Below are 12,925 nucleotides of genomic sequence, written 5' to 3'. Positions count from 1 at the left end.
GCGCCAGGACGACCCTTCCCGACAGTTTGTCGCCAAAGGATTGCCGACCTACTTTACTTAGGACAGGCTTATCCCGGGCTACATAGCACTTGATTTATAGTACGTCTCTTTCCGTAACGGCATATTCATAACCCGTCATGCGCTATCTCATTCCATTGGCCGTGTTCGCCGTCATGGTGATCTTTCTCGGCATCGGTCTGACTCTGAATCCCAAGGAAGTGCCTTCGCCCTTCATCGGCAAGCCCGCGCCCATGTTCGCCCTGCCCCAGGTGGCGGATGCCGGCAAGACCCTGAGCAGCGACGATCTCAAGGGTCAGGTCAGTCTGGTGAATGTTTGGGCGTCCTGGTGCACGTCCTGCCGGGAAGAGCACCCGGTGCTGCTGCAACTCGCCAAGCAGAACATCGTTCCCATCTACGGCCTCAACTACAAGGACGAGCGGGACAACGCCCTAGCCTGGCTGCAGCGCTTCGGCGATCCCTATACCGCGAGCGCCTTCGATCCCGAAGGCAAGACCGGCATCGACTGGGGCGTGTACGGCGTGCCGGAAACCTTCGTCGTCGATCGCGACGGCATCATCCGCCACAAGCAGACCGGACCGATCACGCCCGAAATCCTGGAAAAGAAACTACTCCCCCTGATCCGCCAATTACAGGCCAAGTCTTCATGATGCATCGGTTACTGCCGTTCCTGCTGATTCTTCCCTTTACCGTTCAAGCTATCGAAATCCGCGAGTTCGACGATCCGGCCAAGCAACAGCGCTACGAGCGCCTGATCGAAGAGCTTCGCTGCCTGGTCTGCCAAAACCAGTCCCTGGCCGACTCCGATGCCGATCTTGCAAAGGACCTGCGGGACGAGGTCTACACCATCATCCAAAGCGGCAAAAGCGAACAGGAAGCGGTCAAATTCCTGACCGATCGTTACGGCGATTTCGTGCTCTATCGCCCGCCTTTCAAAATGACGACGGCTCTTCTGTGGGTCGGGCCGTTCCTGCTTCTGGCCGGCGGAGGCGCTTTTCTATGGCGACAGGTGAGACGCCGCAACACGGGCGAGGACCTGACGCTTACCGATGAAGAAAAGAAGCGCCTGGAGCGGCTTCGAAACAATCTCGAAGGGTAAATATCGATGACGGGTTTCTGGCTTTCGGCCGTACTGCTTCTGATAGTGGGCTACGTCTTTTTCCTTCCCGCACTCCTCGGCAAGACCGGCGGCGGGCGGATAAACCGGGCGCGGCTCAATCTCCTTCTGCACCGGCAGCGGCAAACCGAACTCGCCCAGGAAGCGGCAAGCCCCGAGGATCTGGAGCGCCTGACCGCGGAATCCGAACGGAATCTGCTCGGGGATCTCGAGGCTGCCGAAGAGACGAAAGCTCAGTCGAGCACCCGCGGCCGCTCGGCCGTCCTGGCCACGCTCGCGATCGTTCCGGTACTGGCCTTGACGCTTTACCTCGCGCTGGGCCGCATCGACCTGATCGGCGCACGTGCGCCGAACAACATGGCCGATGTCCAGGACAGCATACGCCAGCTGGCGGAAAGGCTGGCCAAGCAGCCGAACGATCTGGAGGGCTGGGTATTGCTGGCCCGCTCGCTGCAAGCGACCGATCAGCCGGACAAGGCGGTAACGGCCTATGAATTCGCCCTCAAGCTCGCCCCCGAGGATCTGGACGTCAAGGCTTTGTATGCCCAGGCATTGGCCGAAACCCATCAGGGCAGCATGGCCGGCAAGCCGACCGAAATCGTCGACGAAATCCTGAAGAAGAATCCCGATCACCAAACCGCGCTCTGGATGGCGGGAATCGCCGCCGCCGAACGGAAGGACGCGGCCAAGACCGTGGAGTATTGGGAAAGACTGAAAAAGCAATTCGGGCCTGGCAGCGAAGAGGCCAAGCAGATTGAGGGATACATCGCCCAGGTCCAAGGACTCCCCGCCCAAACAACGCCGTCGGAACCCGCCGCCGCAACGGGCGCGGGCAAACAGATCCGCGTTACGGTGACCCTGGCGGAAAATCTGAAAAGCCGGGTTGCGCCGGACGATGCCCTTTTCGTCTTCGCCCGTGCGGCCGAAGGTCCTCCCATGCCTTTGGCGGTCGTTCGCAAGCAGGCAAAAGACCTGCCGGTAAAAGTCGTGCTGGACGACTCCATGTCCATGATGCAGGGCATGACGCTCTCTACCGCCGACCGCATCGTGATCGGGGCGCGCATTTCGAAGAGCGGACAGCCGAAAGCCGAGGCCGGCGACCTGCAAGGCTTGAGTGAAGCCGTGGCGCCCGAGGATAACGGCAGCTACAAGATCGTCGTCGACCGGATCGTCGGCGAATAGGCCGGGCGCTAACCTGCTCCCGGTTGCGACACCGCATCCAGTTCTGAACGGCGGATCATGGAGGATCTTGTGGAGCGGGCTTTAGCCCGCGATATCGAATGGCATTGAGTCGCGGGCTAAACCCAGCTCCCACTGTTGTAGGTCGGCAATCCCTTGCCGACGTAAGCCGTTGGCCGCCCGTCGGCGTCGGGAAAGGATTCCCGACCTACTTTGGGGCAGGTCGCAGAAATCGTAGTTGTAGGTCGGCAATCCTTTGCCGACAAACGGGATCTCTTCAAATCGAGCGATCCGGTCTCACCGCCGGCACTGGACCTTTAGCGAATTGATATTGCGGTGGAAATTCAGGTCGCCCAGATGGTGTTCCTTGGTTCCGGGCCCGAAACTGATCTTCAAATCCTGGGCACTCCCGATGTCCTTTTCTCCCAAAGCTTGAAGCTCTTTCTGGTGATAGATCGGTCCCTGGGGTGTATCCTCGAAATTTTCCTGCCGAAAGGCATAAATCTCCGCATCCGGACCAACAACCAGGCTTTCGATGCGATTGCTCCAGTCCTCGCCGCTCAGTGACTTGAGGTTGGACAGTTCGACGGGTCCTTTCAAGCGAACGTGGGAACCTTGGTAATCCGCCTTATCATAGAGATCCAGCCAGCATTCCTTCGCAGCTGCCGCCCAACTCGCGGACCACAACAAAACAGCCGCGAAAAGAAAAGATGTGAACCTGCCAAGCCTAGGAGCGAACTTGGTATACATGGCAAACTCCCTATATTTCGAAGGTTGGTCTGCAAACAGCCGCAACGGACCGTCGTTTGCGCCCTTCCTTGGCATGCAGCCCCGCAAACTTGGAGTCCTTCTGAATGTTACGAGTTCCTAAATCTTTGCCAAACCTCGGTCCGTCAACTTGGATCTGCGGCTCAGGTCCAGATTACGCTTGAGAACCCCGGTCGGCAAGATTCGATAATCAGTCACATCGTTCGCGGTGTGGGCATAAGACTGGCCGGAACTCCCGAACTAGAGAACGTCTGCCTGAAAGGTGGAGGTCGTAGGTCCGCAATCCTTTGCCGACGAACGCACTCGCCGACCCTCTGCGCCGGGAAAGGATTCCCGGCCTACCGAGCGACGCCGGTTCGTAGGTCGGCAATCCTTTGCCGACAAACGGGATCGACGCGCAAGACGGTGGCTCACAAGCAGCCGCCACCAAACGCTCTAGCGGAAGAACTCCTCCAACCGCTCGAACACTTCGTGATCCGCGCCATGACGCCGTACGCTCAGGACATCTTCCAGCTTTTCCAATTGCTTGACCATCTGCGCGAGGCGCGCGTCTTCATTGACCAGCAGCCAGATTCGGCTGGTCGCGCCGGCACCCACAGGCATGCAGAGGATGCCCTCGACATTGTAGGCGCGGCGCGAAAACAGGCCGACCACGTGGGACATGACGCCGGGATGGTTGACGACGTCGAGCTCCAGCACGGTCCGCGCCGACGTCCGTTGTTCGAATAAAGACTGTCCGTCCATGATTCAGCCTCCGATCATCTCTATGTTGGCAGCACCGGGCGGCACCATGGGCAATACCTGATCCTCGACGTCGATGCCGGCGTGGATCAGGCATGGGCCGCGAGTGGTCAGCGCTTGGTGCAGGACCTCCTTCGGGTTCTCCGCCGTATCGAGATCGACGGCGCGCAGGCCGAAGCCTTCGGCGATCCGGACGAAATCCGGCGCGGCACGAAACCGCGACGCATAGATGCGCTTGCCATAAAACAGCGTCTGCTGCTGGTGCACCAAACCGAGAGCGTTGTTGTTCATCAGCACCACCTTGATGTTGACGTCCTCCTCGGCGGCGGTCGCCAGCTCCTGCACGTTCATCAGAATGCTGCCGTCGCCGGAGAAACAGACCACGGCCGCGTCCGGCTCGGCGAGCGCCGCGCCGATCGCGGCCGGGAGGCCGAAGCCCATGGTGCCCAGGCCGCCCGAGGTCAGCCAGCGGCGCGGGCGGCGCAGAGGATAGCTTTGTGCCACCCACATCTGGTGCTGGCCGACGTCGGTTGTGACAATCGCCTCGTCGTCGAGGTTCTCGGCCACGGCGCGTATCAAGCCGTAATGGGTTCGCGGGTCGGCTATGCCGGGCGTGACGAGGGGAAACATCCGCTTCAATTCGGCGACGCGGGCCAGCCACGAGTACCGGTCTTGCCCCCGCACTCTCGGCAGCAATTCTTGCAACACGGCCGCCGCGTCGCCCCGGATGCCGACGTGGGCCGTCTTGATCTTGTTCAGCTCGGCCGAATCGATGTCGATGTGAATGACCTTCGCGTGCGGACAGAACGCCGCGACCTTGCCCGTCGCCCGGTCGTCGAAACGGGCACCGACGGCGATCAGCAGATCGCATTCGTCCAGCGCCAGGTTAGTACAGCGCGCCCCATGCATACCGAGCATGCCCAGCGACAGCGGATGGTCCACCGGCAATGCGCCCAACGCCATCAAAGTCATCACGGTCGGCAGCGACGATTTTTCGGCCAGGGCCGACGCCGTTTCCGACGCCCCCGCGTGCATGATGCCCCCGCCGAGGTACAGAATCGGCCGCTCCGCCGCCTCGATCAGATCCGCCGCCCGCTGGACGAGCGCGATATCGACCGGCGGAGCCGGGTCCGGCGCGCCGGGTTCGGGCCATGCGTTCACGTCGATCGACTCCGTCTGCACGTCTTTGGGAATATCGATCAACACCGGCCCCGGACGTCCCGAAGCCGCGATGCGGAAGGCGTTCGGCATCACCTCGAGCAGTTCCGCCGCCGAGTCCACCAGAAAATTGTGCTTGGTGATCGGAATCGTCAGGCCGTAGGTGTCGACCTCCTGAAAGGCGTCGGTGCCGATCATCCCGCGCGGCACCTGGCCGGTGATCGCCACCAGCGGGATCGAGTCGAGCTTGGCATCGGCGATAGCGGTCAGCAGATTGGTCGCTCCGGGTCCGGACGAGGCCATGCACACCGCGGGAACGCCGGTGACCCTCGCCATGCCTTGGGCAATGAAGCCCGCGCCCTGTTCGTGCCGGGCGAGGACGTGGCGGATTTGCGCGGATTTCGACAAGGCATCGTAGATCGGCAGATTCGCGCCGCCCGGAATGCCGGCAACGACGCGCACGCCCTGCCGCTCGAGGAGGCGAACGGTGAGTTGGGCGCCGGATAGTATCGTCATGGGGTTCTCCTTGGTAGAGCCGGAGTCCGGCGGAGGCCCCAAAAAAGAAACCCCCGTCGGCTTGCGCCGGCGGGGGTTGTTGAATCAGGTCGTTTACTTACTCATCTCCAACCCACGACGGCGCGCGCATCACCACTTGCACGACGACGACCACCACGAGGGCGACGATGCGACGAATGGCGAAGTGACGGAGGTTCATGGATCGGATCGGGTACGAGTAAATATTCAGAGCGTGTCGAAAGGTTATTCTGGCTCAGCGAGGCCTTTTCGCGCAAGCCGTTGTTACAATTTCACTGCCACAATATGACCGCTTCGGTATAACGGCAAACAAAAGCGAGCGGAAATCACCAAACCCGGAACCCGAGAGTTTGGTTTTTACGCCTAAGCAATGAACGGTCGTTTTTACGATAATCGCGTTTCCCGTTCGACGGAACGCATTCAAGCCTAAGCTTAACGAGGAGGGGATCATGAAATTTTCCGATACCGTCGGCATCGGCCTGCTGGCCTCGCTGCTGATCGGCACGCAACCGGCACTTGCCGCCGAAACGACGGGCCATGTTCACACCGAAGCGGGGCATTATCCCAAGGACACGGCTGCCGCCCAGGCTGTCTACGTCGATAGCGAACCGCCCCTGTGGGACAACCTCGGCACGCTGAGCTACAAGATCACCACGAGCAACACCCGCGCCCAGCAATATTTCGATCAGGGTTTGAGATTGGCCTATGCCTTCAACCATCTGGAGGCGCAACGGGCCTTCCGCATGGCGCAGAAACTCGATCCCCAGTGCGCCATGTGTTTCTGGGGCGAAGCCTTGGTGTTGGGACCGAATATCAATGCGCCGATGGAGCCTTCCGCGGTCGGCCCGGCCTGGGCCGCGATCGAGCGGGCGAAAGCCCTTGCCAAGCACGCGAGCCCCAAGGAGCAAGCCTTGATCGAGGCGCTCGCGAAACGCTACGACAAGAATCCGAAGACCGACCGGAAGCGCCTGGACCAAGCCTACGCCACGGCGATGGGCAAACTCGCCCAGCGTTTCCCCGAGGATGACGAGATCGCCGTGTTGTACGCGGAAAGCCTGATGGATCTCGCACCCTGGGACTACTGGGCTGACCAAGGCCGCAAACCCAAGGGGCGCACGGCGGAAATCGTAGAGGTCCTGGAGCGGGTGCTGGCGAACAACCCCGACCATCCCGGCGCGATTCATTATTACATCCATATGATGGAGGCTTCCGACCGGCCCGAACGGGCGGAACCTTATGCGAAACGCCTCGCCGGTCTGATGCCGGGCGCGGGACATCTGGTCCACATGCCGGGACACCTTTACTACCGGCTGGGCCGCTATCGGGACGCTCTCGAAGCCAATCGCGCCGCCATCGAAGTCGACGAGGCCTATTTGAAGGAGACCGGCGCAAAGGGCATCTACGCGCAAGGCTATTATCCGCACAACGTTCATTTCCTGATGGTTTCGGCGCAGATGGCGGGCGACGGCAAGACCGCTCTCGCGGCGGCGGAGAAACTCGCCGGCGTGCTGTCCGACGAGACGGTCCGCGCGGTGCCGTGGGTACAGCCGGTCAAAGCCGCGCCATACTTCGCCCATGCCCAGTTCAGCCCGGCCGAAACGGTCCTGAAAATGGCCGATCCGGGCTCGGAGTTCCCGTACGTACAAGCCATGTGGCGCTATACCCGTGGCGTTGCGGCGGCGGCCAAGGGAGCGCCGCAGGATGCGCGGGTCGAGCTCGACGCCCTGACCGGGATCGCCAAAACGGCGGATTTTTCCGGATTGACGGAAGCCGGCGTCCCGGCGGCGGACATTGTTCGGATCGCCCAGGACGTGCTTTCGGCGCGCATCGCCCAGGCCGAAGGCGATCTCGGAAACGCCGCCGCCGCCTTCGAAAGAGCGGCGGCGCTTCAGGAAAAGCTGCCCTATATGGAACCGCCCTACTGGTACTACCCGATACGCCGTTCGGTAGGCGCGCTGCGGTTTCTCCAGGGCGATCTGGCGGGGGCGGAGCGGGAGCTCGATATTTCGCTCCGAGAAGCGCCGAATGACGCCTGGGCGCTCTGGGCGCTGACCGAGGTGTATCGAAAGCAGGGCAAGGACAGCGCCGCAGCAGACGCGGAACGGCGATTGACCAAAACCCGTGCCGATAACGGCGAACCCATCGGGATGGACCGGCTTTGACCGCCCCATGGGTTGGCGGAATTCCAGTCGAAAAAATGCTTCGAAACGATGATGCCGTTCTATGAGGAAGATCTCGCCTATGTTCATCACGTCGGCTTCCCCGATCTGGTGGATGCCGCCGGCGATGAGTTGCTGGCGCTGTTCCGCGCCACGGGTCTCGATTCCGGCCTGATAATCGATCTGGGTTGCGGAAGCGGAACCTGGGCGAGGAAACTGCTGGAGCACGGATATTCGGTTTTGGGCGTCGATGTTTCCGCGCCGATGATCGAACTGGCCCGGCGTACAGCGCCCGAAGCACAGTTTCAAACCGCATCGCTGTACGATGTGGACTTCCGCCCTTGCGCCGCGGTCACGGCCCTGGGCGAAGCCCTGAACTATTGTGCCGACGGAGCGCCGTCGGAAGCGCGCCTTGACCGCTTGTTCCGGAACATCGCTTCCTGTCTGCCGAAAGGCGGCGTTTTCGCATTCGACATCCTTGTCCGCTCGGACGGCGAACCCATGTACTATCGCTCCTGGCGCAAAGGGCCGGATTGGGCGGTGTTGGTGGAGATATCCGAACAGCCGCAGGAAAACCTGTTGATTCGGGACATTACCGTGTTCAGGAAAGGCGGCCACGGCTACCGCCGTTCCGAGGAGCGGCACCGGATCGGCGTTTTGGGCGGCGCCCAAATCGAACGTCTTCTCGCCGGCGCCGGTTTCGAGGTGACCGTCTCACCCCATTACGGCCGCCATCCTCTGGCTCAACGACGCTTGGCATACATCGCCTACAAGAGATCGGATGAAGGACTGCGTCCTGAAGGATAGGCACGAGAACCGAAGAAACCAAGGTATCTTCAAGCACGCAGCGACCGTTTGTGCGGCCGGCAAATGATGCTGATTTGGCGGCCCAGACGAAGTCCAATAATCCATGGTCCGCTGAACGTAGTCCATGGATTACAAATATCGGGAAATATTCCCGCAAAAGCATGAATCACGCAGTTTGTCCCGAATATCCCTGGTGTATTTGTCGATTGCCATCGAATAATTACGTTGTATGCCTTAACCCTTGCGGGATTTCACAGGACAGACGATTAATGTCAAATAAGACAACAGATTATGATGATGTCATGCGCATTGAATTGTGGCATTTAACCTGTTCCCCACATAATGCGGTATGTCGCGCATTGATATCCGCCATGGGCGCCCGGATACCTACGCATTAACGATACATTTGTTAATGCACTGATACTCGCTGCCTCTTTCCCGTGACATGCCTGTAAATTGGCATGTGTTCCCAGGTAAATTACGCTTCGCTTCCACCGTTCCCCGGTATTTTCATATTACGGCTTGTTAGTCTCGGAATACCCCTGCTCACTGGCACGGTATCTGCTTTAGCAGCTTGACTGCCCGATAAGAACGCCAGTTTTCGAGCCTTATTGTCATTGTCATTTCGGCGGTTTTTATCAGCGACGACTGGCGGTTGGGCGCATGCCTGTCCGTTGGCCCAGAATGATATCGGTCTCAGGGACGAGACGCCTTCGCCACCTCCGCCGCGAGGCGGACTCGGAAAGCCGCGGGTCTTGGTATTCAAGACGGCCGGGCCGCCTCTCCTGTGAGAGTTATTCAAGGGCTATGGATTTCTCGAGCCTGCCGCACAACCTCTCGATGTTTCAAATCACAGGAAAAAATCCATGCAAAAATTTGGGGTCAAGAAAATGCAGATCCGACAGACCATTCTCGCAGCGGCTGCCCTGATCATGGCCAATTCGGCCGATGCCGGTGTGTTGCACGGGGGAACTTTTAGCGTTACCTATGACAACCCGAACAACCTGTTGGAAGGACTAACCATCGGTCCTGGCGGGTTAACCGAATATTATGTCGCGAACTTCTTTCCCAAGGCGGTGGCCGATACTTACTCGACCATTGCGGATATCATAACGGTGCCCACCAACACCTACCCCGCGCCGTCAACGCTCGAATACGTCGTCAATCCCGCCGATCTGACCGGCACCGGAATTCCAACGGGCGCCGGCGGCCGCGCCAACAAGCCCACCACGTTGACCTGGGATGCCAGTCAGGATGCTTTGGTCGACTCGTCCGCCTTTATCGCCAACGGCCAGATCGGGTTGAACGGTGTCGTGATGACCCGTGGCAGTTTCACGGGTACATTGACGTCCGGAGATTACACCTTCGAATACAACGCGAGTCGAAATGACGGCGTCAACAGCGGCTGGACCTTGTGGAACAACACGAGCTTCAGAACGTCCACTTACGATGCCCGCAACATCAGCGTTACCACCAATGGCGATGAATTGCTCATGACCGGGGAACTCTGGTGGTCACCCAATATGACCGCTTTCCTGTTCGGCGGCGACGGCTCGAACTCCGCCGGTAAAGCCGCTACCTTCACTCTGGTTTCGCCTGCCGTGGTTCCGGTGCCGGCAGCGGTCTGGCTGTTCGGCAGCGGCTTGTTAAGCCTGCTGGCCGGCGCCCGCCGAAAGTCGGTCCAGGCGGCTTTATCCGCTTGATCGCCGAATAGAGGCCGTCGACCCGGGCTGCCGAGCCGCCCGGGGGCCGTTTATCGCGTTTATCCGGCCAATCGGCCGGATAAACGCTCCCACCTTCGACCTGTTACGGACTTATCCTCATGACTACACGCCACCGACTCTCGCGATTCGGCAAAACTCTTGCACCCTGTTTGACATTTCTAGCCGCATGGTTGGCATTCCTTCCGGCAACGGCGACCGCCGCCACCGTTTCCGGCGGCGCATTGCTCATGAACCTGGACCGGGATGCGCTGGCCGCCGCCGTCTCCTTGGACGCGACCGATGCGCCTTCCATATATCTGGAGGAATTTTTCGATGCACAAGCCGCGGCGGTGCGCAACAACGCGCAAATTTTGGAAGATCATATTGTGCCGGGCGTCGGCGAAATCCCGGCCACGGGTCTCGAATTCGCCGTCAACGGCGCTACCGTCGACGTCCCGGTCGGCCGGAGAACCAAGCCGACCACGTTGACGTTCGATCCGGGCGATTTCGCGGGCAGCGTCACCGGCGCAATCGGTCTTGGCGGCGTCAGCCGTTTCCGGATCGATACCGGATCGCCGAGCAACCGCATCGTCTCCGGAGACTACACCCTGGAATTCGACGCGGCCAACATCGATGCCGAGACCGGACGCTCGGGCTGGACGCTCTATAACCATTATTCTTTCCGGTCGGAATCCTTCAACTTGTTCAACGTGGCGATGGGGCTCGACCCGAATTCGTTCACCCTGTCGGGCGAACTCGGGGTCGGGCCGGGATGGGAGCATTTTGGCGGCACCGTGGGCGCGATCGTCGGCGATTTCAGTTTTCAAACCACCGTGGTACCGGTTCCGGCCGCGGTGTGGCTGTTCGTATCGGGTCTCGCCGGATTCGGCCTGTTCGGCAGATCCCGGAGTTACCGCGCATGATACGGTCCGGTATACGCAATCCACATCCGGGACGGCATGCCGCGGTGTGGTCCGGATGGATACTGGCGTTCGCATGCGCCGACGCCGCAGCCACGCATTCCGCTTTTGGTCCTTATATCAGCATCCAGGTCAACGTCGACGCGGCCGGTCAAAACATTACCGGCGATGCGGCCAACGAGCCCACCATGGCCATCAATCCGCTGGACCCCGGCAACATCGTCATCGCCTGGCGTCAGTTCGACTCCGTGCAGTCCTCCTTTCGCCAAGGCGGCTGGGCGCATAGCCAGGATGGCGGTTCCAGCTGGACCTTTCCGGGATCGTTGACGCCGGGACAAGGCCGAAGCAATCCGGTCATCGATGTGGATGCTCAGGGGAACTTTTACTTTCAGAGTCTGCGTTTCGACGAGCAAGGCATCTATATCGAAGACATTCAAGTCATCAAGTCGACCGACGGCGGGCGCAGTTGGCAAGAACCGGTATTCGCCCACGGACGAGGCGGCGACAAAGGCCAGATCGCGGTAGACCGTAGCGGCGGAATCGGCGATGGCCATGTCTACGTCAACTGGCGCGAAACCGGCGATGACTACTGTTTCACCCGTTCCATCGACGGCGGAGCGAGCTTCGAGCTGCCGGTGGGAATTCCCGGTAACCCGAGTTTCGGCACCATGGCGGTGGGGCCGGAAGGCGAGTTGTATATCGCCGGACGGCTCGAGCCCAGTGAATGGGACGAAGAGACCCAGAATCGAAACCACTACCAGCACATTTTCTCGAAGTCCTTGGACGCGCGAGATCCGGATTCGATACCCACCTTTACGACGCAGATCCTGGATATCGGCGGTCCCGCTCCTTTATTCAATTTTCGAAACAATCCGAATCGGTACGGTCCCATAGGCGACGTTCAAGTCGACGTCGACCGATCCAACGGGCCGTTGCGCGGCAAGGTCTATGTGTTGGCGACGGTGGATCCGCCCGGCGAAGACAATCTGGACATCAAATTCGTCCGAAGCAGCGACGGCGGCGAGACCTGGTCGGCGCCGATCAGGGTCAACGACGACGAACCCAATAAAGATTCGTGGCAATGGTTCGGCATGATGGGGGTAGCTCCGAACTCGCGCATCGACGCCGTTTGGTACGACACGCGCGATAGCGGCAGCTATAACGTTTCGCGGTTGTATTACGCGTATTCATGGGACGGCGGCGCAACGTGGAGCAAAAACGTTCCGGTCAGCCAGCCTTTCGATACCACGATCGGCTATCCGCACGCTTCCCAAAAGATGGGGGACTATTCGACCCTGGTTTCCAGGAGGGACGGCGCAAGCGTTGCCTATACCGCAACCTTCAACGGCGAGCAGGACGTGTACTATCTGAACGTGTTTCCGGACTGCAACGAAAACGGCGTGTCGGACGTTCTGGATATCGAACAAGGCCGGGCCGGTGACGCCGATGCCGATCATATTCCCGATTCGTGCGAAACGACCCCGCTGGCCGGCGATCTGGACGGCGACGGGGATATCGATCGCCTGGATATCGACCTGATCCTCGCCGTGCGGAATCAATCCGCGTCCGGTCCGGACGATCCCCGCGATATCGACAAGAACGGTACGATCGACGCGCTCGATGCCCGCAAGCTGACCTTGTCGTGTACCCGTCCTCGGTGCGCAGCCGAGTGAGGCATGGATACCTCGCCCTATCCATCGACGGAAACTCGGAAAACCCGGTTTCTGCCCATGGTTCGCGTCGTCGACGAGCGATCGTTCGTCCTGAACTTGGCCAAGAACCGGATCGGAGTTTCCCGAAATCTTTCCCTCAAGGAACTCG

General features: G+C 60.2%; 11 protein-coding genes and 1 riboswitch. Of the genes, 8 read left to right on the top strand and 3 right to left on the bottom strand.

Annotated elements, in window-relative coordinates:
• Nucleotides 1-137: 137 nt before the first annotated feature.
• From B2A78_RS25005 to ccmI, 3 genes are read left to right on the top strand one after another with little or no spacing between them, the layout of a single operon-like run.
• Nucleotides 138-668: a DsbE family thiol:disulfide interchange protein gene (locus B2A78_RS25005; protein ID WP_077732772.1), complete on the top strand. Its 531-nt coding sequence runs from the start codon at nt 138-140 to the stop codon at nt 666-668.
• Complete coding sequence (locus B2A78_RS25000; protein ID WP_346425861.1) at nt 665-1,117, top strand: cytochrome c-type biogenesis protein; 453 nt, start codon at nt 665-667, stop codon at nt 1,115-1,117. The genes B2A78_RS25005 and B2A78_RS25000 overlap by 4 nt, the downstream gene beginning before the upstream one ends.
• A 6-nt stretch (nt 1,118-1,123) precedes the next feature.
• The gene (ccmI, locus tag B2A78_RS24995) at nt 1,124-2,317 is read left to right on the top strand and encodes a c-type cytochrome biogenesis protein CcmI (RefSeq protein WP_077732771.1); all 1,194 of its coding nucleotides are present in this window, start codon (nt 1,124-1,126) and stop codon (nt 2,315-2,317) included.
• A 294-nt stretch (nt 2,318-2,611) separates the two neighbouring features.
• Here the strand turns inward: ccmI and B2A78_RS24990 are convergent, their stop codons facing one another.
• The 3 genes from B2A78_RS24990 to ilvB all read right to left on the bottom strand — a co-directional run bounded on the left by B2A78_RS24990 (nt 2,612) and on the right by ilvB (nt 5,497).
• Nucleotides 2,612-3,064 (bottom strand): beta/gamma crystallin domain-containing protein, encoded by a 453-nt coding sequence (locus B2A78_RS24990; protein WP_077732770.1) that lies wholly within the window; start codon nt 3,062-3,064, stop codon nt 2,612-2,614.
• A gap of 453 nt (nt 3,065-3,517) precedes the next feature.
• The gene (gene ilvN, locus B2A78_RS24985; RefSeq protein WP_077732769.1) at nt 3,518-3,826 is read right to left on the bottom strand and encodes an acetolactate synthase small subunit; all 309 of its coding nucleotides are present in this window, start codon (nt 3,824-3,826) and stop codon (nt 3,518-3,520) included.
• 3 nt (nt 3,827-3,829) lie between these two features.
• Nucleotides 3,830-5,497, bottom strand: coding sequence for an acetolactate synthase large subunit (gene ilvB, locus B2A78_RS24980; RefSeq protein WP_077732768.1), 1,668 nt, complete (start codon nt 5,495-5,497; stop codon nt 3,830-3,832).
• Between the two features lie 467 nt (nt 5,498-5,964).
• On the opposite strand from ilvB, the gene B2A78_RS24975 reads away from it, so the two are divergent.
• The 5 genes from B2A78_RS24975 (at nt 5,965) to B2A78_RS24955 (ending at nt 12,777) form a co-directional block, all read left to right on the top strand.
• Nucleotides 5,965-7,677: a tetratricopeptide repeat protein gene (locus B2A78_RS24975; protein WP_077732767.1), complete on the top strand. Its 1,713-nt coding sequence runs from the start codon at nt 5,965-5,967 to the stop codon at nt 7,675-7,677.
• Between the two features lie 48 nt (nt 7,678-7,725).
• The gene (locus B2A78_RS24970; protein ID WP_143735315.1) at nt 7,726-8,481 is read left to right on the top strand and encodes a class I SAM-dependent methyltransferase; all 756 of its coding nucleotides are present in this window, start codon (nt 7,726-7,728) and stop codon (nt 8,479-8,481) included.
• Between the two features lie 705 nt (nt 8,482-9,186).
• Nucleotides 9,187-9,265, top strand: a riboswitch (cyclic di-GMP riboswitch).
• An 82-nt stretch (nt 9,266-9,347) separates the two neighbouring features.
• The gene (locus B2A78_RS24965) at nt 9,348-10,184 is read left to right on the top strand and encodes a hypothetical protein (protein ID WP_077732765.1); all 837 of its coding nucleotides are present in this window, start codon (nt 9,348-9,350) and stop codon (nt 10,182-10,184) included.
• A gap of 119 nt (nt 10,185-10,303) precedes the next feature.
• Entirely contained in the window at nt 10,304-11,107 is an 804-nt protein-coding gene (locus tag B2A78_RS24960; RefSeq protein ID WP_143735314.1) for a VPLPA-CTERM sorting domain-containing protein, read from the top strand.
• Nucleotides 11,104-12,777, top strand: a complete 1,674-nt coding sequence (locus tag B2A78_RS24955) for a sialidase family protein (protein WP_077732763.1) — start codon at nt 11,104-11,106, stop codon at nt 12,775-12,777. The genes B2A78_RS24960 and B2A78_RS24955 overlap by 4 nt, the downstream gene beginning before the upstream one ends.
• Nucleotides 12,778-12,925 lie beyond the last annotated feature (148 nt).

It is taken from the genome of Methylocaldum sp. 14B, from assembly GCF_002005105.1.
Taxonomy (GTDB): domain Bacteria; phylum Pseudomonadota; class Gammaproteobacteria; order Methylococcales; family Methylococcaceae; genus Methylocaldum.
Note: the sequence above shows the minus strand (reverse complement) of the source record. Positions and strands in the feature narration are given on the sequence as shown.

Coding starts and splice junctions, on each gene's coding strand:
- B2A78_RS25005 (WP_077732772.1), top strand. CDS start 138: ATGCGCTATCTCATTCCATTGGCCGTGTTCGCCGTCATGGTGATCTTT.
- B2A78_RS25000 (WP_346425861.1), top strand. CDS start 665: ATGATGCATCGGTTACTGCCGTTCCTGCTGATTCTTCCCTTTACCGTT.
- ccmI (WP_077732771.1), top strand. CDS start 1,124: ATGACGGGTTTCTGGCTTTCGGCCGTACTGCTTCTGATAGTGGGCTAC.
- B2A78_RS24990 (WP_077732770.1), bottom strand. CDS start 3,064: ATGTATACCAAGTTCGCTCCTAGGCTTGGCAGGTTCACATCTTTTCTT.
- ilvN (WP_077732769.1), bottom strand. CDS start 3,826: ATGGACGGACAGTCTTTATTCGAACAACGGACGTCGGCGCGGACCGTG.
- ilvB (WP_077732768.1), bottom strand. CDS start 5,497: ATGACGATACTATCCGGCGCCCAACTCACCGTTCGCCTCCTCGAGCGG.
- B2A78_RS24975 (WP_077732767.1), top strand. CDS start 5,965: ATGAAATTTTCCGATACCGTCGGCATCGGCCTGCTGGCCTCGCTGCTG.
- B2A78_RS24970 (WP_143735315.1), top strand. CDS start 7,726: ATGATGCCGTTCTATGAGGAAGATCTCGCCTATGTTCATCACGTCGGC.
- B2A78_RS24965 (WP_077732765.1), top strand. CDS start 9,348: ATGCAAAAATTTGGGGTCAAGAAAATGCAGATCCGACAGACCATTCTC.
- B2A78_RS24960 (WP_143735314.1), top strand. CDS start 10,304: ATGACTACACGCCACCGACTCTCGCGATTCGGCAAAACTCTTGCACCC.
- B2A78_RS24955 (WP_077732763.1), top strand. CDS start 11,104: ATGATACGGTCCGGTATACGCAATCCACATCCGGGACGGCATGCCGCG.